Annotated in this window: 21 protein-coding genes; 3 read left to right on the forward strand and 18 right to left on the reverse strand. The window is 64.4% G+C overall.

The window, feature by feature from the left end:
- Positions 1-2: 2 nt before the first annotated feature.
- The 6 genes from rpmG to ABIB35_RS07205 all read right to left on the reverse strand — a co-directional run bounded on the left by rpmG (position 3) and on the right by ABIB35_RS07205 (position 5095).
- Complete coding sequence (rpmG, locus tag ABIB35_RS07180) at positions 3-170, reverse strand: 50S ribosomal protein L33 (RefSeq protein WP_013602737.1); 168 nt, start codon at positions 168-170, stop codon at positions 3-5.
- Positions 170-406: a 50S ribosomal protein L28 gene (rpmB, locus tag ABIB35_RS07185; RefSeq protein WP_104053173.1), complete on the reverse strand. Its 237-nt coding sequence runs from the start codon at positions 404-406 to the stop codon at positions 170-172. The genes rpmG and rpmB overlap by 1 nt, the downstream gene beginning before the upstream one ends.
- Before the next feature lie 388 nt (positions 407-794).
- On the reverse strand, positions 795-1943 hold the full coding sequence (locus tag ABIB35_RS07190; RefSeq protein WP_354180090.1) for a glucose-1-phosphate adenylyltransferase family protein: 1149 nt from the start codon (positions 1941-1943) through the stop codon (positions 795-797).
- Between the two features lie 66 nt (positions 1944-2009).
- Complete coding sequence (locus ABIB35_RS07195) at positions 2010-2510, reverse strand: MarR family winged helix-turn-helix transcriptional regulator (RefSeq protein ID WP_354180092.1); 501 nt, start codon at positions 2508-2510, stop codon at positions 2010-2012.
- A 68-nt stretch (positions 2511-2578) separates the two neighbouring features.
- Positions 2579-4078: an MFS transporter gene (locus ABIB35_RS07200; RefSeq protein ID WP_354180094.1), complete on the reverse strand. Its 1500-nt coding sequence runs from the start codon at positions 4076-4078 to the stop codon at positions 2579-2581.
- Between the two features lie 237 nt (positions 4079-4315).
- Entirely contained in the window at positions 4316-5095 is a 780-nt protein-coding gene (locus ABIB35_RS07205; protein WP_354180095.1) for an SGNH/GDSL hydrolase family protein, read from the reverse strand.
- A 117-nt stretch (positions 5096-5212) separates the two neighbouring features.
- On the opposite strand from ABIB35_RS07205, the gene ABIB35_RS07210 reads away from it, so the two are divergent.
- Complete coding sequence (locus ABIB35_RS07210; RefSeq protein WP_354180096.1) at positions 5213-6175, forward strand: diacylglycerol/lipid kinase family protein; 963 nt, start codon at positions 5213-5215, stop codon at positions 6173-6175.
- 53 nt (positions 6176-6228) lie between these two features.
- On the opposite strand, the gene ABIB35_RS07215 is transcribed toward ABIB35_RS07210, so the two are convergent.
- The 6 genes from ABIB35_RS07215 to ABIB35_RS07240 form a co-directional block, all read right to left on the reverse strand.
- On the reverse strand, positions 6229-7014 hold the full coding sequence (locus ABIB35_RS07215) for a M23 family metallopeptidase (protein WP_354180098.1): 786 nt from the start codon (positions 7012-7014) through the stop codon (positions 6229-6231).
- A 227-nt stretch (positions 7015-7241) separates the two neighbouring features.
- Positions 7242-8300 carry a siderophore-interacting protein gene (locus ABIB35_RS07220; RefSeq protein ID WP_502915745.1) on the reverse strand — a complete coding sequence of 353 codons (1059 nt, stop codon included), beginning with the start codon at positions 8298-8300 and terminating at the stop codon, positions 7242-7244.
- A complete protein-coding gene (locus tag ABIB35_RS07225; protein ID WP_354180099.1) occupies positions 8297-9208 on the reverse strand; it encodes an ABC transporter ATP-binding protein in 912 nt (303 codons plus the stop codon). Before ABIB35_RS07225 ends, ABIB35_RS07220 begins: the two co-directional genes overlap by 4 nt.
- 1 nt (position 9209) lies before the next feature.
- Complete coding sequence (locus ABIB35_RS07230; RefSeq protein ID WP_502915747.1) at positions 9210-10223, reverse strand: FecCD family ABC transporter permease; 1014 nt, start codon at positions 10221-10223, stop codon at positions 9210-9212.
- 83 nt (positions 10224-10306) lie between these two features.
- Entirely contained in the window at positions 10307-11341 is a 1035-nt protein-coding gene (locus ABIB35_RS07235) for a FecCD family ABC transporter permease (protein WP_354180163.1), read from the reverse strand.
- Positions 11342-11527: 186 nt separating this feature from the next.
- The gene (locus ABIB35_RS07240) at positions 11528-12586 is read right to left on the reverse strand and encodes a glutathione S-transferase family protein (RefSeq protein WP_354180101.1); all 1059 of its coding nucleotides are present in this window, start codon (positions 12584-12586) and stop codon (positions 11528-11530) included.
- Positions 12587-12803: 217 nt separating this feature from the next.
- On the opposite strand from ABIB35_RS07240, the gene ABIB35_RS07245 reads away from it, so the two are divergent.
- Complete coding sequence (locus tag ABIB35_RS07245) at positions 12804-13841, forward strand: NAD-dependent epimerase/dehydratase family protein (protein WP_354180103.1); 1038 nt, start codon at positions 12804-12806, stop codon at positions 13839-13841.
- Positions 13842-13963: 122 nt separating this feature from the next.
- Here ABIB35_RS07245 and ABIB35_RS07250 read toward each other — a convergent pair whose 3' ends face one another.
- From ABIB35_RS07250 to ABIB35_RS07275, 6 genes are all read right to left on the reverse strand, one after another.
- Positions 13964-15037, reverse strand: a complete 1074-nt coding sequence (locus ABIB35_RS07250; protein ID WP_354180104.1) for a YihY/virulence factor BrkB family protein — start codon at positions 15035-15037, stop codon at positions 13964-13966.
- Between the two features lie 105 nt (positions 15038-15142).
- The gene (locus ABIB35_RS07255; RefSeq protein ID WP_354180106.1) at positions 15143-15454 is read right to left on the reverse strand and encodes a PRC-barrel domain-containing protein; all 312 of its coding nucleotides are present in this window, start codon (positions 15452-15454) and stop codon (positions 15143-15145) included.
- 175 nt (positions 15455-15629) lie between these two features.
- On the reverse strand, positions 15630-16835 hold the full coding sequence (locus ABIB35_RS07260; RefSeq protein WP_502915746.1) for a mechanosensitive ion channel family protein: 1206 nt from the start codon (positions 16833-16835) through the stop codon (positions 15630-15632).
- Between the two features lie 175 nt (positions 16836-17010).
- Complete coding sequence (locus ABIB35_RS07265; RefSeq protein ID WP_354180110.1) at positions 17011-18054, reverse strand: ABC transporter substrate-binding protein; 1044 nt, start codon at positions 18052-18054, stop codon at positions 17011-17013.
- A 165-nt stretch (positions 18055-18219) separates the two neighbouring features.
- Entirely contained in the window at positions 18220-18558 is a 339-nt protein-coding gene (locus ABIB35_RS07270) for a bifunctional 3-phenylpropionate/cinnamic acid dioxygenase ferredoxin subunit (protein ID WP_354180112.1), read from the reverse strand.
- A gap of 90 nt (positions 18559-18648) precedes the next feature.
- Positions 18649-19086: a MarR family winged helix-turn-helix transcriptional regulator gene (locus ABIB35_RS07275; RefSeq protein ID WP_354180114.1), complete on the reverse strand. Its 438-nt coding sequence runs from the start codon at positions 19084-19086 to the stop codon at positions 18649-18651.
- Between the two features lie 219 nt (positions 19087-19305).
- On the opposite strand from ABIB35_RS07275, the gene ABIB35_RS07280 reads away from it, so the two are divergent.
- Positions 19306-21279, forward strand: a complete 1974-nt coding sequence (locus ABIB35_RS07280) for an acyl-CoA dehydrogenase family protein (protein WP_354180116.1) — start codon at positions 19306-19308, stop codon at positions 21277-21279.
- The last annotated feature ends 6 nt before the right edge of the window (positions 21280-21285 follow it).

Below are 21285 nucleotides of genomic sequence, written 5' to 3' on the forward strand. Positions count from 1 at the left end.
GTTTAGCGCTCCTCACGGAATTCGACGTGCTGGCGGATCTTCGGGTCGTACTTCTTCAGGACCATACGGTCCGGGTCGTTACGACGGTTCTTGCGGGTCACGTAGGTGTACCCGGTGCCGGCGGTCGACTTCAGCTTGATGATCGGACGTACGTCCTTGTCCTTAGCCACTAGAGCTTCACACCCTTCGCGATAAGGTCAGTGATGACGGCGTCGATTCCGCGCACGTCGATCGTCTTGATGCCGCGGGCCGAAACCTGCAGCGTCACGTTGCGGCGCAGGGACGGAACCCAGTAGCGCTTCTTCTGAATATTCGGGTCGAACCGGCGCTTGTTGCGGCGGTGCGAGTGCGAAATGCTGTGACCAAAGCCGGGGATGGCTCCGGTTACCTGGCAATAAGCTGCCATGATCTCTCCTCCAGTTGTAGTAAATATGACGGTCCTCAAAAAACAGACACAGGGCGTTTGCCTAAGCACCTGCCATAAAGAGCGTCCCGCCACCAGTTTTGACACCGTTATTACTGCGACTTTCCGGAGGTGAACCTGGCGGGGTGAGATCCAGCCGAAGTGCCTCGCCGCGGGGAAGACGGTGAAGTTCAGGATGCCAAGCAGTATCTACCGGGACAGCCTTCAATTCTAGGTTTATACGGGTGGCCGCGCAAATGTCCATTGTCCCTCTGTGGAAGCGGGCCCTCTGGGCATAGGCGCAACTTAACGCCTCTCTATCCTAGGGGCAACCCGGCTTTCATTCAAACCGGAGGGATACTGTACCCGGAAAAAGTGCCTGAGCTCACGGCTAGGACGACGACGACGGCTTTTCCACTGCGCCGTCCGCCCCGATAACCACCACGGAAGCGTCCGGTTCCAGTTCAGCGCCGTCCAGTTCGGTCCCGCCACCGATCACTGCACCGGCATCCACAATGGCGTTGCGGAGCTTGGCGCCGGAACAGATCCGCACATCTCCCAGAAGAACGCAGCCCTCAACTTCCGCCCCGGCTTCAACCAGTGTCCCTGGGCCCAGCACGCTGCGGCGGACGCTGCCCTCCACTCGCGAACCCGGTGCGAGCAGAGTGCTGGACACCCGCGCCGTTTCCCCCACAAAACCGGGCAGACGCCGCGGAGCTGCACTGAGGATCGGCCAGCTCGGGTCATCGAAGTCCAGGCCGCGGCCGTCAATGAGGTCCAGGTGGCCCTGGTGGTAGCTGCGCGGGGTGCCCATATCCCGCCAATACCCGTCCAGCCGATGCTCGGCCACCTTTTGCGTCGTGACGAAGTGCGGAATGAGCTGGTCACCGTAATCTTCCAGCTGACCGTCGCGCTCCATCAGCTCATCCATGGCATCCAGAAGCGCAGCGGCGTCGTAAAGGAAGATTTCAGCGGCCACCAGGTCAGTCTTCGGGGTCTCGGGCTTGTACTCGAAGCCGGTGACCATGCCGCCCTCAGCCTCCACCACTCCGTGGTCGGAAGGATTGTTGCTGATCTTGGTGGTGACCACCGTCAGCGCCGCCCCGGTCCGCTCATGCGTAGCGAGGACATCCCGGTAATCGAGCCGGTAGAGGTGATCGGCACTCAGGACCAGCACCAGGTCCGGATCGTAGTCCCTGATGTAATCGGCCTGCCGGTAGAGGGCGTCGGCGTTGCCCCGGGCAAACCCCTCCCCCTCGCCGCCCTGATAGGGGGGCAGCACCCGCAGCCCGCCGTTGGTTCTGTCCAGGTCCCAGGGGCGGCCGCTGACGAGATGGTCGTTGAGGGATTTTGGCTTGTACTGCTCCACAATCCAGACATCGGTCAGGCCACTGTTGTGGAGATTGGACAGCGGAATATCAATGAGCCGATAGGACCCGGCCACGGGCATGGCGGGCTTGGCACGGTGGTCGGTGAGGGCACCGAGGCGACCTCCGGTGCCGCCGGCAAGAATGAGGGTCAGGATCCGGGGGGCATGCATGGGGATTACCTCTCGATGGGGGCGTTGTATCGGCTCACCTTTTGCCCAAGGCTAACAAAGGCCGTACTACGGACTGTTGTCCTCAACGATGCTGTTGCCGGGCTCGATCCGACCCAGAATGCGGCGGCCGATGCGTTCGAGGTCGCTCACGTCCCGGGCGTCGAGTCCATCAAAGACCAGATCCCGCACAGAGCGGACGTGGTCGGGAGCCAAGCCCTCCAGGGCGGCCATGCCTTCATCGGTGAGCGCGGCGGTGGTCACCCGTGCATCATCGGGCGACGGCGTTCGTACCATCCAGCCGCGGGCCTCCAGCTTTTTCACCACATGCGAGAGTCGGGAGAGCGAAGCGTTGGAGCGCGCCGCCAGTTCGCTCATCGGCAGCGCACGCTCCGGCGCTTCGGACGTCATCGCCAGGACGTGGTAATCGAAGAGGGTGATCCGTGCCTGTTTGAACAGCTCCGCGTCCAGAGTGGGGTTCAGCCGGGTGGCAACAGCGTAAAGCGCCAGCCACGCCCGCCGTTCATCGGAGCTCAGCCACGGGACGGTAGAGAACTCGGTATCGCTCATTTCCCTATCCTCCCATGATTGCTTGAGCCTTCAACGAACACCGGGCGGGGTTGGCCCTTACAGGTGGATTACTTGGCCGGTTCTGATGCTTCAGTGCCAAACGGCAGGGAATCGACGTCCAGCCGGGGATTCTCATCCTGGGTCGCCACCAGTTCCCGGGCTTCGGCCTGCGTGTCCACGCTCGGCATCGACCCGGGCATGGGTCGGTTGGCGGACTCCTTCATGATGAACACCGCGACGGCGCCAACCACGGAGGTAGCCATCAGCCAGAACGCCGGCATCAGGTCATTGTCGGTCAGGTTGATCAGACCCTGCATGATCAGCGGAGCGGTGCCGCCGAAGATCGCCACGGCGAAGTTATAGGAGATGCCCATGGCGCCGTACCGGCTGGCAGTGGTGAACAGCGCCGGGAGCGCGGAGGCCAGATTGGACACGTAGAGCGTCACGGGTACAGCCAGCAGGATCAGACCCAGCAGGGTTGACCAGATGGGGCCGTGGGCGATCAGCAGGAACGCCGGAACGGCCAGCACAATGGTGGACCCGGCACCCATTAGCAGCACCGGACGGCGGCCGATGCGGTCCGAGAGCTTGCCGCACAGCGGAATGCACAGCGCCATCAGCACCAGGACGGGGATGGTCAGCAGCGTCCCGTGGAGGGCGTCATAGCCCATTGAATCCGTGAGGTAGGAAGGCATGTAGGACGTCAGGGTATAACCGACCGTATTGGCCGCAGCCACCAGCACCATGGCAACAATGATCGGACGCCAGTAGAGGCCGATCATGGCCAGAGTGCCGGGAGGTGCTGTTTCGGCGTCAGGGTTCCCGGAGGCCGCATTTTCCTCCTGGGCATCCAGGGTTGCCTGGAAAGCCGGGGATTCCTCGATTTTGAGCCGGAAGTAGATGGCGATCAGCCCCAGCGGGCCGGCGATCAGGAACGGAATGCGCCAGCCCCAGTCGAGCATCGTTTCGGCGCTGAGGGTGAGCTGCATGATGGACACGACGCCGGCACCGAGGGCGAAGCCCATGTAACTGCCCAGATCCAGGATGCTGGAGAGGAAGCCGCGGCGCTTGTCGGAGGCGTACTCCGTCACGAAGGTGGTGGCGCCGGCGTACTCGCCGCCGGTGGAGAAGCCCTGCAGCAGCTTCATCAGGATCAGAAGAACCGGAGCCCACATGCCGATCTGGTTGTATCCGGGCAGGAGCCCGATCACGAAGGTTGAACCTGCCATCAGCATCAGAGTGGTGGCGAGCGTCTTCTGGCGGCCCAGACGGTCACCGAGACGGCCGAAGACGATGCCACCCAGCGGGCGGGCCAGGAAGGTGGCGGCGAAGACACCCAGACTGAAGATCAGCTGGGCGGAGGCATCAGCCTCGGAGAGGAACACGGCGCCCATGGTGACGGCAAGGTAGCCGTAGACACCGATGTCGAACCATTCCATGGTGTTGCCGACGACGGTTCCGCCGACGGCCTTTTTCATCATCGATTTATCGACGACATTCACGTCGTCAACCCTCAGGCGCCGGCGCCTGAGGACCGGGCGGCGGAGAGTCGGTGCATCTTTAGGCATGTTGGCTTTCTTTCCTAGAAGTCAGCTGCGTGTATCGGAAGCAACCGGCCGGACGCCACATTAGGCGTCAGGCAGACCATCAAGTTTAGGAAAAACAGCGGGTGTTACCGAATTATCAGTGCACTGAGGAGCCTCCACGCGCCCTGTTGCCGCAACAACGGCTATGTAATCACTGGGCTCAGGGGAAAATCTGTGAAACACCTCACCATGGCCGTTTGAGGCCGTTCCAGAGCCCTTTCAGGGCCGGGCCGATGTCTGGAGGCGGACCGGAACGGGGTACTTAGGCGTGAGATTGTCCCCCGAAGAAACTCCCCGCAGCCGGCGTCCAACCCAGGGCCCCAGATGCTCCCTGGCCCACTGCGCATCACGGCGCAGCTGTTCGGCCCGGGTGCGGGCAGGCCGCTCATCCAGCTCCGGAACATCGATGGCGTCAGTGCGGCGCAGGACCTCCAGAACTTTCTTGGCGGTGAGCATATGCCCGGCAGCAGACATGTGCAGCCGGTCGACGTCCCAGTACCTTTCGTCCTGCAGTTCCTTCATCCGCCAGTAGTCCACCAGGACCGCGCCGCGCCGGTCGGCGGCTTCGCGCACCAGTTCGTTGTACAGGGCCGTCCGCCCCCGGGTGGCTCCGAACACCGAGGAGCGGCCGGAGTCAAAGCCGGTAAACACGAGTACCGCAGCACCGGAGGAACGCAGGGCGGCGATACCGGCGTCGTACTTGTCCACCAGCGCATCGATATCCACTTTGGGACGCAGGATGTCATTGCCGCCTGCGTAAAGAGTGATCAGGGTTGGCTTCAGCGCCAGCGCGGCGTCCACCTGCTCCGCGAGGACCTGGTGGAGCTTTTTGCCGCGGATCGCCAGATTGGCGTACCCCCAGGACTCGTCAGCCAGGGCCAGCTGCTCCGCTACGCGGTCCGCCCAGCCCCGCACACCGTTGGGCCGGGAAGCATCCCAGTCGCCCACGCCCTCAGTGAAAGAATCACCCAATGCCACATAGCGAGAAGTAAAAGTCACTCCCACAGGGTACAAGCCCATTCCGCACCTGCCGCATCGGCCTCCGCCGCCGACTTTGCGGGGCGGTTGGGCGGATTAGACTCTGAACAAGCTCTCACGCCGCAAACAAAGGAACCCATGGTCAGCTCAGCCGCCGGAACGCGCCAGCGCGTCGCCGTCATTGTGAACCCCATCAAAAAAACGGGCGTGGATATCCGCGTGCTGATTGAGGGGATTTGCCGCGATGAAGGCTGGGCGGAACCCCTGTGGCTGGAGACCACCAAGGAGGATCCGGGCCGCGGCATGGCCCGCCAGGCACTGGACGCCGGGGTGGACCTGGTGATCGCCGCCGGCGGCGACGGGACGGTGCGCTGCGTCGCCGCCGAGCTGACGGGCACCGACACTCCGCTGGGGCTGCTGCCGCTGGGAACCGGAAACCTGCTGGCCCGCAACCTGGACATTGCCATCGATGACCCGGCTGCCGCCGTCGTTGCCGCCCTCACCGGCACGGACCGCAGGATCGACGTGGTGCATGTCACGCTGGACCGGGCCTTGAAAGGCGACGTGTTCCTGGTCATGGCCGGTCTGGGGTACGACGCGGCCCTCATGGGCGACACGAATGACGCCCTCAAGGACCGTGTGGGCTGGCTGGCCTATGTTGATGCCGGCGTCCGCAACCTGCCCGGCAAACCGGTCAGGAGCACCATCCGGCTCGACGGCGGCAAGGAAATCCCGGGCCACCCACGCAGCGTCATGGGCGGAAACTGCGGAAAAATCATGGGTGGACTGGAGATTTTCCCCGGCGCCCGCATCGACGACGGGCTGCTGGACATCATGACCATGGCACCCAGGGGACGGCTGGGCTGGCTGGGCGTTGTGGCCGGCCTGCTGCGCCGCGGGAAGGGAAAAGGCACCTCGGTGGAGTATTTCCAGTGCAAGGAGGCTGAAATCTTTACGGAAACCCCGCAGGACTTTGAGGTTGACGGCGACCACCTGGGCAAAGTCTCCCATGTGGCCTTCCGTGTGGATCCCAGCGCGCTGCGGGTCCGGATGCCGCACGGGCGCAAGGACGCGGCCGTCCTCACCGACCCCCGGGTCTAGATAGCCTGGTCCAGGAAGCCTGGTCCGGGAAACCGGGCCTGGGAAACCGGACTCTAGAGCCCCAGCCAGACTGCTGGATCCTGGTACTCCCCGTTCAGGAGCACCTCAAAGTGCAGGTGCGGTCCGGTGGAGTTCCCGGTGCTTCCGATGGCGCCGATAACCTCGTTGGCGCCTACTTCCTGTCCCACCTCCACAAAGATGTCATTCAGGTGGTTGTAGGTGGTCTGGACCCCGTCTCCGTGGTCCACCACGATGCGCAGGCCGCCGTACTGGTGATACTCCGCGTAAACCACGGTGCCCGGAGCGCTGGACTTCACCGGGGTGCCCAAAGGAGCACCGAAGTCGATTCCGGTGTGCCATTCCAGTGCGCCGTTGCCGAGCAGCGGATTCTCGCGCCATCCGAACGGGGACGTCACGCGCAGCTCATCCAGCGGCATAGCCGGGCCTTCAGCGGCCGGTTCCGGGGCCGGTTCCGCGGGAGCTTCCACCGGCGCCGTCGAGCCCTGCCCGTTTTCCCCTGAGGCATCTTCGCCGGGGGTGGCTCCCTCTTCCGCCGGAGCCAGTTCGGCCACTGCTGCGGTGCGTTCCAGGGACACCGAGTCCTGCGACGCGGTGGCGGTGCCCATTACTGCCGAGCCCAGCACCAGCACTGCGCCTGCGCTCACGGCGCAGGTGCGGCGGGCCGGAGAGGACAACCGGTGCGGGTCCAGCTGCCGCGCCCAGTGGCGCAGGTTCAGCTGGCCGGCTTTCACGGCCTGAGGCAGATTTTTGGACAGGTTCTTCGCCCGCTTCTGGAGTCCGGAGACATAGGGCAGAGTCTGAGCTGAGTGCTTTTTCATCCATCACCTCTGTGCAGTTGTCGGCAAAGGGGTAGTGAACACAAAGATCTCTCATGGTGCGGGAGCCCTGCTCCCACCGGGATTTAACGTTACCGGCGAAGCACCCGGCGCCGAAACAAAATGTGACCAATGACAGGCACCTCTCGGCTCCGGATCACACTGCCGCTGGATAACGCTGCCGCTGCATAACACTGCCGCTGGCACCCTTGCGGAGCCGGCGCGGAGCCCTAGGCTTCGGCGCGGCCGCTGCGCCAGTACCCCATGAAGGCAACCTGTTTGCGGTCAATTCCCGCCTCGGTCACCAGGTACCGGCGCAGTCCGCGGACCACAGCGGCTTCGCCTGCTATCCAGGCGTAGAACGGGAGGGCGCCGGCAGGGGTGTGCGGGTTGGGCGTTGCCTGCACAGCTGCAGCGGTCAGCCGCTGAGGTGTGTCCCAAAGAATGGTCTCGTCCACGTTGACGTCATCAATCTGGGGACGGGGCGGCACTGGTGCGCCTTCCACCGAGGCCCAGCCGGGAAGCACGACGGCGCTCCGGACGGCAGCGTCCAGCAGTTCGCCGTGGGGGCGGCCTCCGCGGGGCAGCCAGGTCACTTTCACTGAGGATTCGGTGGATACCGGCAGCTCGTCGGCTGCAGCGGGCACCTCAAGGAGCGCGTGGCCGGTGATATCCGCGGGCAGGCTTTCCAGGATGGCGGTGATGGCCGGAACCGCGGTTTCATCGCCGGCCAGCAGAATGTGGCGGGCCATTCCCGGACGCCATTCAATGCCGCCGTAGGACTCGGCCGTGACGCAGTGTGCGGCGTTCGGGCCAATGATGCTGACCCGGTCGCCCGGCTGCGCTGCGGCGGCCCAGCTGGAGGCGGGACCGCCCTTGCCCTCCTCGTCGAAGTGCAGAACAAAATCGACGTCGATTTCAGGTTCCGCGCCGGAGCAGCGGGCTGCCCTGACGGTGTAGGTCCGCATGGAACCGCGCACTGCCGCGTCCAGCTGCAGCCAGTTCCGGTACCAGGAGGTGTCGCTGCAGTCGAACTCGGGCAGCGGGATCTGCTGCCCGTCGTCGCTGACCGAGGGCACCACCACCTTGATCCGCAGGTCGTGGGTCTGCCCCTGCACGCCGAACTCCGCCAGGCAGGAGCCGGCAAACGTGATGCGCTGGAAGTTCCCGCTTAAGAGCTGGACCCTGCGTACCTGTACATCGAAGCACATGACGGCCCCTGCACTGGAGGCACGGCGTGCCTTGCGTGGTACCGCTGTTGCTCCGGTGCGGGTACTGACCTGCGTCATGATGCGGCCTCCAGGCGGGTTTTCGGTTGGCGTGCGGTGTGGACGTCGTGCGGATTGGGCAGGTAGCCCGCCGGTTTGGCCGGGTCCTCATTGGCCGGCGGCCGGGCATGATGGCGACCCAGGGGCACCACCATAGGAGTTCCGGAGACCGGGTCGGGAATAACCCGGGATTCCAGACCAAAAACGTTCCGAACCAGGTCCTCGGTGACGACGTCGGACGGTGGCCCCTGAGCGGAGATGGCACCGGACTTCATGGCAATCAGATGGTCCGCGTAGCGGGCGGCAAGGTTCAGATCATGCAGCACGATCGCCACGGTGGTGCCGGCCCGCCGGTTCAGGTCAGTAACCAGGTCCAGCACCTCGATCTGGTGGGTGACGTCCAGGAAGGTGGTGGGCTCATCCAGCAGCAGGATATCCGTCTCCTGGGCCAGGGCCATGGCAATCCACACCCGCTGGCGCTGGCCGCCGGAGAGCTCATCGACGTTCCGCTCCGCCAGGTCCAGGGTGCCGGTTGCTTCCAGCGCGGCGGCAACGGCGTCGTCGTCGTCGGGCGTCCACTGGCGGAACCATCCCTGGTGCGGGTAACGGCCGCGGCCCACCAGGTCCGCGACGGTGATGCCGTCCGGTGCAGTGGGTGTCTGGGGCAACAGCCCCAGGGTACGGGCAACCTCGCGGGCCGGCCTGGAATGGATGTCCTGCCCGCCCAGCAGCACCACTCCGCCGGCTGGCTTGAGCAGGCGCGAGAGCCCGCGCAGCAGCGTGGACTTGCCGCAGGCGTTGGCGCCCACAATGATCGTGATCCGGCCGGCGGGCAGTGTGACGGAGAGTCCGTCCACCACCACCCGCTCGCCGTAGGAAAGCACCAGGTCCTGCGCGCTCAGGGTGTTTGCATCGGGGGTCTTGCCCATTTCAGCCTCCTCGGCCTACACGGTTGGAAGTGACCAGCAGCCACAGCAGGAACGGAGCGCCAAGGACGCCGGTCACTACGCCCACGGGCAGCGATATTCCCGGCACCAGATTGGCTCCGGCAAAATCGGCGGCCAGGACGATGACAGCGCCTACCAGGGCTGACACGGCCAATGAGTTGCGCCCGCCCAGCAGGCGCCGGGCAATGGGGCCGGAGAGGAACGCGATGAAGGATACGGGGCCGGCGGCGGCCGTGGCCACGGCGGCCAGGGCCACACCGGTTGCGAGCAGACCCAGCCGGGACGCCTCAACCCGCAGGCCCAGGCCTGCGGCTGTGTCATCACCGAGTTCAAGTCCGCGCAGGTGCCGCGCGAGCACCGCAGCAGCCGGGAGCAGAACGAGCAGTGAGAAAGCCAGCGGGATAGCGCGGTCCCAGCTGCTGGAATTGAGGGAGCCGTTCAGCCAAACCAGGGCCTGGGAAGCCGTCCGCACATCGCTGCGTGTCATCAGGAAGGTGACCACTGACTGCATGACGGCGGCAAACCCAATGCCCACCAGGATCAGCCGGTAACCTGCCGCGGCGCCGCCCCGGGAGAGAAGGTAGATGGCCAGCGCCACCACCAGCGCTCCGCACAGGGCAGCCAGCGAAACGGTTGATCCCGCGGCGCCGAAGACCACAATGGCCGTTACCGCGCTGGCGCTGGCGCCGTAGCTGATGCCAATGATGTCCGGGCTCGCCAGCGGGTTTCGCAGCATGGTCTGGAAGATGCTGCCGGAGATCCCGAAGGCGGCACCCACCATCAGGCCGATGACGGCCCGGGGCAGTTTGCTTTCCATCACAATAAATGTGGCCCCGGGGATCTGTTCCCCGCCCAGGATCCGGAAGAAGTCCGGAATGGTCACCGTATATGTGCCCAGCAGGATATTGACGGCAAAGAGGACGACGACGGCGGCGGCCAGCACCGCGGCCACAGTACGGCTGCGCCGGGCGGACCGGCGGCGGGCGGTCCGGACCAGGGCAGCTCCGGCTCCGTTGTCCTTCCGCTGCGATGCGGGAGTGCGCGCCCCCGAGGCCTCCGCTGCGCGGTCCAGCAGTGCCCTCACAGCTGGGCCTGCTTCCGGCGCCGGACCAGCCAGATGAAGACGGGAGCACCAATGATTGCGGTCATGACGCCCACAGGAATTTCACCCGGAGGCAGGACCAGGCGCCCAATGATGTCCGCCACGATAAGCAGCACCGGCGCCAGGACCAGCGAAAAGGGGAGGATCCACCGGTAATCCGGGCCTGTGAGCGAACGGACCATGTGCGGGATGACCAGGCCAACAAATCCAATGGGGCCGACGGCGGCCGTGGCGGCGCCGCATAGCAGCACCACGCCCAGCGCGGTGATGCCCCGGCTGAGGCCCACCCGCTGCCCCAATCCGCGGGCCAGGTCATCGCCGAGGGACAGCCCGTTCAGGGCCCGGCCGGCACACAGAGTGATGGCGGCTCCCACCACCAGGAAGGGAACGACGGCGGTAATCACATCCCAGCCACGCCCGGAGAGGCTGCCTGCCTGCCAGAACCGGAAGATGTCCAGGGTTTGCTGGCTGTAAACCAGCACTGCGCTCATGAGGGAGCCAAGCCCGGCGGACAGTGCGGCACCGGCCAGGGCCAGTTTGACCGGGGTGGCGCCTTCGCGGCCCAGGCTTGCCACGGTGTAGACCAGCACGGCGGCCAGTGCGGCGCCTGCCAGCGCAAACCAGATGTAGCCAAGGAAAGTGGAAATACCGAAGCCGTAGATGCCAAGCACCACAAAGAACGCGGCACCGGCATTAATACCGAGGATTCCGGGATCTGCCAGCGGATTGCGTGCCACACCCTGCATGGCGGCGCCGGCCAGCCCCAGTGCACCGCCGGCCAGCAGGCCCAGCACGGTGCGGGGAATCCGCGACAGGACCACCGCGTGGTCGCCGTTGGCCGGATCGTAGGCTGTCAGGGCCTCAAAGACGGTTCCGAAGGACAGCGCGCGGGCGCCGAAGGCGACTGATGCCAGGCAGGCAAGGACCAGCACGGCCAGCGAGGCAGCCAGCAGGACCGCGCGGCGCCCATTCCGGGACGGCGCTGCCGCGGACGCTGCCTGCCGCGCCGGCACGTCGAAACGGATATTTCGCGGTGCCGGTGCGGGGGAGCTGATGTTCACGCCCACGGCGGCACCTCCTTAAGACGGACTGATCTTAAGTAAGGCTAACCTACAGTCCCGGTGGTTAAGAAACACTTCTGTGCCCTATTAGCAGTGCGCCGACTTATTTACCGGATGTGCGCCGGCGCACCGAACAAATCAGCGTGCTCCGTGCCCTTCAGCCACCTCTTCACCGGCGCGGACCGGGCCCGGCGCAGTGCCGTCGCCGAAGGGCCGGCCGCCGAGCTGCTCGCGATGGTGCTCCGTGAGCCAGCCCGACAGATCCGGGCCCTTCGGCACAATCCCGGTGGGGTTGATGTCCTCGTGAACGATGTAGTAGTGGGCCTTGATCTGCTCAAAATCAACGGTGTCGCCGAAGCCGGGGGTCTGGAAGAGATCCCGGGCGTAGCCCCAGAGGTTGGGCATCTCCGTCAGTTTGTTCCGGTTGCATTTGAAGTGGCCGTGATAGACCGCGTCAAAGCGCACCAGGGTGGTGAACAACCGGACATCAGCCTCGGTGATGGTGTCGCCGATCAGATAGCGCTGGCGGGACAGCCGGTCCTCGAGCCAGTCCATCGCCGCCCACAGCCGGTCGTACGCGGCGTTGTAGGCTTCCTGCGAGCCGGCGAAACCGCAGCGGTAGACGCCGTTGTTGATCTCCGTGAAGATGCGCTTGTTCACGGCGCGCATCTCGTCCATGTGCTCGGCCGGCAGCAGGTCCGGAGCTCCGTCACGGTGGAAGTCCTTCCACTCCGTGGAGAAGTCCTCGGTGATCTGTGGAAAATTGTTTGTCACCACGGCACCGCTGGGGACGTCCACGATGGCCGGAACCGTAATGCCGCGGCTGTAGCCGGGCGTGCGCCGAAAGAAGGCCTCCTGCAGTCGCTCAATCCCCAGCACCGGATCCTTCCCATCGGGGTCCAGGTCGAAGGTCCAGCTGCGGGCGTCATGGGTGGGGCCGGGCATGCCCAGCGAAATGGCGTCCTCCAACCCCAGCAGCCGGCGCACGATGATGGTCCGATTGGCCCAGGGGCACGCCCTGGCCGCGATGAGCCGGTACCGCCCGGCTTCCACCGGATAGCCGTCGCGGGCATCTCGCGTGATGCGGGTTTCAATGTAGTTGGTGTCCCGGGTGTATTCAGATCCGCCGGTGACATACGCTCCGCGTGTGCTGAAATCCGAGCCGTTGTCCTGGTCTGTCGCAGTACCCTCAGCCATGGCGCTCCCCGTTCTGGTGCGTTTGAGTCTTACTTAAAACTTCGCTCTCCACACTATCCGCTTCACAACGTGGATCTCCTTTCCAACGGGCCCTGCCCGCTCTGCTCTCTTGCCCACCGGCACCGGTAGAGTCAAAGGACAACGCCTGCTTATCCACGATCATCATCAGCAGGAGGATCCGCGGCCCGGAACCTCCGTCAGGGAAGGACCCAGCCAGATGCGAGTAGCTGTTATCGGAGCAACCGGAAATGTTGGCACAGCCTTGTTGCGCCGGCTGGCCCAGGCCCGCAGCGAACGTCCGGAGGGCCTGGAAATTGTGGGCATCGCCCGGCGGCTGCCTGACACCAGCGCCCACCCGTACAACGGCGTTCAATGGCACAGCATCGACATTGCCACCGGTGAGGGTCGGCAGAAGCTGACGGAGGCGCTCCGCGGAGCCGACGCCGTCGTCCATCTGGCCTGGGCCATCCAGCCCAACCATGATGAGGCGGAGCTGCACCGCATCAATGTGCACGGCACTGAAAACGCTCTGGCCGCCGCCGCCGCGGCGGGCGTGCGCCAATTTGTCTGCGCATCCTCGGTGGGCGCCTACTCCCCCGCACCAAAGGACCGGCTCACCGATGAGTCCTGGCCAGCGCGCGGGATCGCCAGCTCACACTACAGCCGGCATAAGGGCGAGCAGGAAGCCCTGCTTGATGCGTTTGAGCGCGAATATCCGGAAATTCCCGTGGCCCGGCTGCGGCCCGGGCTGATCTTCTCCTCCGACGCCGGGACCGAAATCGGCAGCTACTTCCTGGGCCCGCTGGTGCCCAAGTTCATCCTGAACAAACTGAGGCTGCCGTTGATCCCGCTGCCCAAGGAGTTCTCCTTCCAGATTGTCCACGCCGATGATATGGCGGACGCGTACTGGCGGGTTGTGGACCAGCGCGCCGAGGGCGCCTTCAACATCGCCGCCGACCCGGTGATCACACCCGAGCTGCTGGCCGGAGTGCTCGGTGCCCGGCGCCTGCTGAACATCCCCCTGAAACTGGTGCGCGCCGTCGTCGGCCTGACCTGGGCCGCGCGCCTGCAGCGCACCGATCCGGGATGGATCGACATGGCGGCCGGAGCACCGCTTATGGACACCACCAGGGCGCGGGAGCTGTTGGGCTGGAATCCGCGCCGCACCTCCGTGGAATCGCTGAAGTTCGTGCTGGACGGCCTCACGGAGGGCGACGGCGTCAAAGGCTCACCGCTGCTGGCTCCCAGGCGCTAAGCAGCCCCGCGGTCAGCCTTCTGCGGCACCACGAAGATATTTGGGACAGAAGAGGCCGGCCCCTTGCGGGTGCCGGCCTCTTCTGTCGGTGTGGTGCGGTCAGGTCGCTGTGATGCTGTCAGCTAGTGCAGGTCATCGTCGTAGTCCTTGCCCGCGTGCTGCTGGCGCAGTTTGCGGCCCTGCTCAATGTCTTCTTCGATCTGCTCCTGACGCTTCTCACTCTGGCGGGTATCGCGCGGAGGCAGCTGGACGGTTTCCTCGGCCTGGATGCCGGCCTGCAGCTCGCGGCCGCGTTCCACCTCGGCGTCGAACTCGGCACCGAACAGCAGTGAGAGGTTAGCCAGCCACAGCCACAGCAGCAGCACGATCACGCCACCAATAGCACCGTAGGTAGCGTTGTAGCTGCCGAATTTGGACACGTAGAAGCTAAAGCCAAAGGTGGCAGCACCCAGCATAATCAGCGCAATGAAAGCGCCCATGCTCATCCAGCGGAATTTTGGCTGTTTCACGTTGGGGGTGGCGTAGTACAGGATCGCGACGAGCAGGACGGCGAAGATCAGCATCACCGGCCATTTGGCGATGTTCCAGACCAGGACCGCCTCCGCACCAAGTCCAATAAAGTTGCCTATGGTCTCGGCAATGGGTCCGCTGAGCACCAGCATCATCAGCAATGCGGCGACAAGAAGGATGAGCACCAGTGTGACCAGGAGCTGCGTCGGGAGCAGCTTCCAGGCCGGCCGGCCTTCATCCACTTCGTAGATGCGGTTCATGGACCGGCCGAAGGCTTTGACATAGCCGGAGGCGGACCAGAGGGCACCGGCAATACCGACGATCAGGGCGAAACCGGCGCTGCCCGAGGACGTCAGCTGTTCGATGGGGTCTTTCAGCACATTCATGGCGCTCTCCGGGGCAAATTCCCCGAGGAGGTCCAGCATGGCCTTGGTGGTGCTTTCGGCCTGACCCACCAGGCCCAGGATCGATACGAGCGCCAGCAGTGCCGGGAAGAGGGCCAGGACGGTGTAGTACGTCAGCGCGGCGGCAAGGTCGGTACATTGATCCTTGCCGAACTCCCGGAGTGTTTTCCGCAGGATGTACTTCCAGCTGGGTTTTGTCACCTCCGCCGGGGTGTCCGGCTTGCTCGCGTCCTCCGGGCTGGGAGCCGTTTGAGCCCTTCCCCCACTGTTCTGCTCCGCCATCACGGCCTCCTGGTGCGTAGAATTACAGGTTTTCATCCTATTGGTAAGGGGGCTTACTACCAAAGGATAACCGGCAGGGCCGCAGTGTTATCCTGCCTCAGATCGTCAGAATTTCTTGTAATAGTCCGTCAGCAGCGTTTCTTCTTCGGGACTGAGTGCGCCGTCGGGATCAACCTGGGGCGAGTCATCCACGGCCTGCCGGCTGTAGTTCACGTAGATGTCATCCTCATCCCGGCGGGCGCCGGCCAGCGGAACAAAGTGCTGGCGGGTTTCGAAAAGCCCGAGTGCAACGGTAATCCATTCCGGCGCTCCGGTGGACCGATCCAGGTGCACCTGACCTACCAGCCCCAGACGCTCACCATCCTTGGCCCACACGTTGGAGCCCTGGAGCTCATGGACCACAAATTCATCTGCCATAACAGTTCCTCTTTCCGCGCCGCGCTCAGCGCGGGTTCGTGGCTTGGGTCTGCACGCGGATCGAACCGGCCGCACAGTTGTTCAGTCACACAGTTGTACAGAAGCCCAGCCAGCCAGACGGCATCCGGCTTGTCAACCGATGGGACCCGGAACAGAGGGAATCCTACGGGCGCGCCTAGTCCTCAGCGGAGGTTTCCTCACGCTCTTCAAAGACCTCTTTGCCCGGCCCCGCGAAGGAGTGCCGGCGGTCCACGGCCTCAAGGGAACCGGTGAAGAACTGGGACGTGCTGGTGTCCGACGGGTCCCCGCCGCGGCGCGAACGCCGGTCCCGGTGCACCTCCGGAGCCGCGGGCTGAACTTCCTCCCAGCGCTGGCGTGGAAGAGCGCCCGGATGCCATTCCTGCAGGTAGGTCACCATGGCTTCGCGCACCAAGCAGCGCAGGTCAAAGAGGGCGCCGCTGTCAGCGGCACTGACCAGGATGCGCACCCGCACCAGGCCGTTGACGGCATCAGTAATCTGCAGTACGCCGGTGCGGCCGTCCCACAGCTCGGTGCCTGCGAGGGTTTCCTTGAGGCGGGTGCGCAGATCACCCACCGGCGCCCGCCAGTCCAGGTCCAGCTCCACGGTGCCCAGGATGGCGGACTGCTTCCGTGTCCAGTTCTCGAACGGTGTGCTGGTGAAGTAAGCGGAGGGCAGGATCAGGCGCCGGTCATCCCACAGGTGCACCACCACATAGGTCATGGTGATTTCCTCGATGGTCCCCCATTGGGATTCCACCACCACCACGTCATCCACCCGGATGGCGTCAGTGAAGGCCAGCTGCATCCCGGCGAAGACGTTGGTCAGGGTGCTCTGCACAGCAAGACCCGCAACAATGGAGATCAGCCCTGCGGAGGCAAGGATACCGGCACCAAGCGCCCGCACCTCGGGAATGGTGAGCAGGACGCAGGCCACGGCAATCGTGATGATGACGGCCACACCTACGCGCCGGCCCAGCATGACCTGCGTTTTGAGCCGCCGCATGCGGCGGTTGTCCCTGGTGTCCGTCTTGTACTTGGACAGGAGCATCGCCTCAATAATGAGCAGCGTGACCACGGCCAGCCAGCCCAGCGAAGCGATGAGGCCCAGCGTCAGGACGTAGTTAGCCGCAGGGAACCACTCGGCGCCGGCCACAGTGGCACCCATGGCAATCCGGATGCCAATCAAGGACAGGACCAGACGGAGCGGATTGCGACCCAAAGCCGTCACTTCACGGATCCGCGGCACGCGGCGGAAGATTTTGGCGGTGGATTCACGTACTACCCGCGCCAGCAGCAGGGCCGCTCCCACTGCAATAAGAACCGCGAATAGTGGCTTGAGACTGGAGAGAGCAGAGAGCACATCTTGCATACCTTTGATCGTGTCAGCTCCCCCGGGGGTCCTGTCCAATCGGCAGCCGAACACTTGTGGTGAGATCTGTAACTGCCCGCCATGCAAAAAAGCATCCCGGCGGAATGAACCGGGATGCTCTTTTCTGCAAAGCCTAAGTGCTGCGGGGCTTGCTTGGCTGCGGGACCTACTTGGCGGCGGCCGTAGCGGCTGCCTCTGCGATCATCGGCACCACGTTCTCCAGTGCGTACGGGACGCTCAGGACGTTGATGGCAGAGACGGAGAAGACGCGCTCGGCGTCGGAATCCGCAACCAGAGCACCGTTCTTAACCGCCGGGATCTGTCCCAGCAGCGGATCGGAGGCAAGGGACGCGGCAGCGGCGTCATCCGCAACCCAGGTCACAAAGATGTCGGAGTCCAGCTGATTGGCGTCTTCATCCGCCCACGGGAAGTAGAAGGCGTCTGCGGGTGCGTTTTCATCCACCACCGGAGCCTGGACCATGCCCAGCTCAGTCAGGAACTTGGGACGGTTGTCCAGGGAGGTGTAGACGGAGGAAGCGCCCTTGGCGAGGTTGCCGTAAATAAAGGACGTACCATCAAGCTCCGGATACTGGGCCGCGGCGTCCTTGATGGACTGCTCGGTGTCGGCGACCAGCTGGTCAGCCTTGTCGCTCATTCCCAGCGCCTTGCCGATCATGGTGGCGGTGTCCTGCCATGAGGTTCCCCAAGGTGCATCGGGGTAAGCGACTACGGGAGCTATTTTGGAGAGCTTGTCATAGTCCTCCTGCGTCAGCCCGGAGTAGGCCGCGAGGATCACATCGGGGTTGGTGGCCGCAACATCGTCAAAGGCAATGCCGTCAGCTTCGGAGTACTGCACCGGAGCGTTTTCGGACCCGATTGTGGCATCGTGTTCTTCCAGCGCGTCATCGATCCAGGGCGTAGTGCCCTGCTCATTGCCGCCGTAGACGATGGTCGGCATACCCACCGGAACAACACCCAGGGCCAGCGCGGTTTCTGCATTGGCCCAGGCGACGGTGGCTACGCGCTCGGGGGCGGACTCAATGGTGGTTTCACCGTAGACATGTTCAATGGTGACCGGAAACGTATCAGTCGCCGCAGCCGAGGCACCGGCGTCGCCCGCTTCGTCGGTGGCGCCGGTAGAGCAGGCAGAGAGGGACAGAACGGCAACAGCGGCAACGGCCGCAGCGCGGCGCATCCGGGACAGGGCCATGGGGGCTCCTTGACTAAGGGTTCGGAATTCTTGAGGCAATCCAGCGCCCGGAAAAACCGGACAAAGTAAGGCTAACCTATCCTTAGCATAATTACGCAACGTGAGTCTTGCGTAATCAAGAGTCAGACATGAAGTCCCGGGACGCCACCGGCGTTCATTAGGCCCTTACACAGGGGACTCCCCGGGATACAGGTACACCTCGCCGTCGCGCACTTCCACCCGGTGGGTCTTGGCGTTAATCAGCGCGGGCAGGCACAGTGCCTCTCCGGTGCGCAGGCAGAAACGTGCCGAGTGTAGGGGGCACTCCACCTCGGCGTCTTCGATCCATCCTTCCGACAAGGACGCTTCCTCATGCGTACAGGTGTCGTTCAACGCATAGAAGCTTCCATTGTCACTGTGGAACACGGCAATATCATCCGCAGTGCCGGCCACCTCGGCATCGACCTTCACCGCAGTTCCTTCGTCAATCTCATCAGCGGCAGCAACTCGAATGCCTTCACTCATCATTTACCCTCTTCCGGCCCCCGGCCGTGACGACGTTCCTCTTTGTTCATCAATCACGTTACCCGGCACTGGCCGCCTGCTGCACGGAAACTAGAGCCGAGCCGAGGCGCCGGCGCGGTGAACTTCAAGTTCCCGGATCAGCTCAATGAGCTCGTTGCGGAGCTCGGGGCGGATGTCGGCACTGAATCCCGCCCGCTCAATATGATCGGCCCGCTCCAGCATCTGCCGGCCAAAGTCTGAAATATCCACCACCCTGCGGGCGGACCCGTCTACTGCAGGGGGAAGTTCACCCACCAGGTCCTGGCGGGCCATGGTGACCAGGGACGCTCCCAGCGTCTGCGCCGTGACCCTCAGCCGGCGGGCCAGCTGCGCTCGCTTCATCGGCCCTTCCGCCGCCAGCACCCGCAGCACCGTGACCCGCTCCTGCGTCAGGCCCACGTCCCGTAGCCGGTTGTCCACTTCCCTCCGCACCAGCCGCGCTGCGGTGGAAAGCAGCCGAACCGCTTCCCAATCCCCCTCGTTCTGCATTTGCCTGCTTCCCTGTGCATGTCTCCAGTGAGCATCAAAATAATCAGTGTGCTTACCATTCCAACGTTAAGAAGGGGGGTCTTGTCAAGAATTCAGATGTCAGGGCGATTGGGCGGGGTCATCTTCCAGGCACCCTTTGTGGCTGTGCGGACCGCGCGTAGGCTGAGCCGCACAGCCAACGGAGGCTGCCTGGAGCAGCCCGGAGCGAGGGGAAGTGCCATGAGCACCAAGGACCTGCAGGATGCCCGCAGTACCGGGGACGACGGCGCTCGGAAGGTCAAGGAACGGGTGGTCACCGCCAAGGATGCCCGCGCTCTGGCCGAGGAGTCCCGGATTGCGGAGGACCGGCGCCCCAGCTTTGCCAAGGGCATTTACATGGGCAGCTACAACCTGGACCTCATCCGCCCCCAGCCGGCGGACCCCGAAGAGGCCATCCGCGAACGCGATTTCCTGGACCGGCTGGCAGCCTTCTGCACCACACTGGATGGTCAGGTGATCGAAACCAGCGGCGTGATTCCCGATGACTACTTGCGGGGACTGACGGAATTGGGGGTCTTTGGAATGAAGATTCCCCGCCGGTATTCCGGTCTGGGGCTATCCCTGCTTGCCTACGGCCGCGCCCTGATGCTGCTCGGCTCCGTGCACCCGAGCCTGGGCGCGCTGGTCTCGGCACATCTGTCCATCGGAGTTCCGGAGCCGGTCAAAGTGTTTGGTACCGAAGCACAGAAGGAGGAGTACCTGCCGCGGTGTGCGGCCGGTGCTATCTCCGCTTTCCTGCTTACGGAGCCCGACGTCGGCTCCGACCCGGCCAGGATGCGGGCTACAGCCGTCCCCTCCCACGACGGCAGCGAATATGTCCTCGACGGAGTGAAACTGTGGACAACCAACGGGGTAATCGCAGAGCTGGTGGTGGTCATGGCCGCCGTTCCGCCCCATGGCACGGAAAAGGGTGGAATCAGCGCCTTCGTGGTGGAAATGGACACCCCGGGGATCACCGTAGAGAACCGAAACAACTTCATGGGTCTGCGCGGTATCGAGAATGGGGTGACCCGGTTGCGCGGCGTGCGCGTGCCGGCTGCCAACCGGCTGGGCCGGGAGGGCCAGGGCCTGAAGATCGCCCTGACTACGTTGAACACCGGCCGCCTGTCCATTCCCGCCCTGTGCGCCGGGGCAGGAAAATGGTCCCTGAAGATTGCCCGTGGATGGACGGGAACGCGGGAGCAGTGGGGCCAGCCCATTGGCCGCCATGAGGCCGTGGCGAAGAAGGTGGCTTTCATCGCCGGCACCGCATTTGCCCTGGAGAGCGTGTTTGAACTGTCTGCCTCCATGGCCGACGCCGGCACCAAGGACATCCGGATCGAAGCGGCGCTGGCTAAGCTGTGGGCTTCGGAGATGGCCTACCGGATCGGTGATGAGCTGGTGCAGATCCGCGGCGGGCGCGGGTTTGAAACAGCAGCTTCGCTGGCTGCCCGCGGTGAACGTGCAGTCGCCGCCGAACAGCAGCTGCGTGACCTGAGGATCAATCGGGTCTTTGAGGGCAGCACCGAAATCATGCATCTGCTGATTGCCCGCGAAGCGGTTGATGCCCATCTGAAGGCGGCCGGCGATTTGGCGGTTGCCGATGCACCGCTGGGAAACAAAGCCCGGGCAGCCGTGAAGGCCAGCGGGTTCTACGGCCGCTGGCTTCCTACCCTCGCTGCCGGAAAAGGGTCCGTACCCACCGCCTATGCGGAATTCGGGCCGCTCTCCGGTTACCTGCGCTACGCGGACCGGTCCTCGCGCCGGCTGGCCCGTTCCACGTTCTACGGGATAGCGCGGTGGCAGGCGCGGCTGGAACACCACCAGGTGTTCCTGGGCCGGATTGTGGACATCGGAGCGGAACTCTTTGCCATGTCCGCGGTGTGCATGCGCGCGGAGAACATACGCCTCAAGGATCCGCGGGAGGGCGCCCAGGCCTATGAGCTGGCCGCGGCTTTCTGCGCACAGTCACGGGTGCGGACCGACACACTCTTTGACGATCTCTGGCGCAACTCCGACTCCGAGGACCGCCAGCTCGCCAAGGGAGTACTGGCCGGCCGCTACACCTGGCTGGAGGAGGGGGTGCTGGACCAGTCCGAGGGCACCGGCCCCTGGATTTCCGCGTCGGCCAACGGCCCGGAGGCCGGCGAGAACCTGCACCGCAGGTATCGCTGACCGCGC

This window comes from Arthrobacter sp. UYP6, assembly GCF_040547315.1.
Taxonomy (GTDB): domain Bacteria; phylum Actinomycetota; class Actinomycetes; order Actinomycetales; family Micrococcaceae; genus Arthrobacter_B.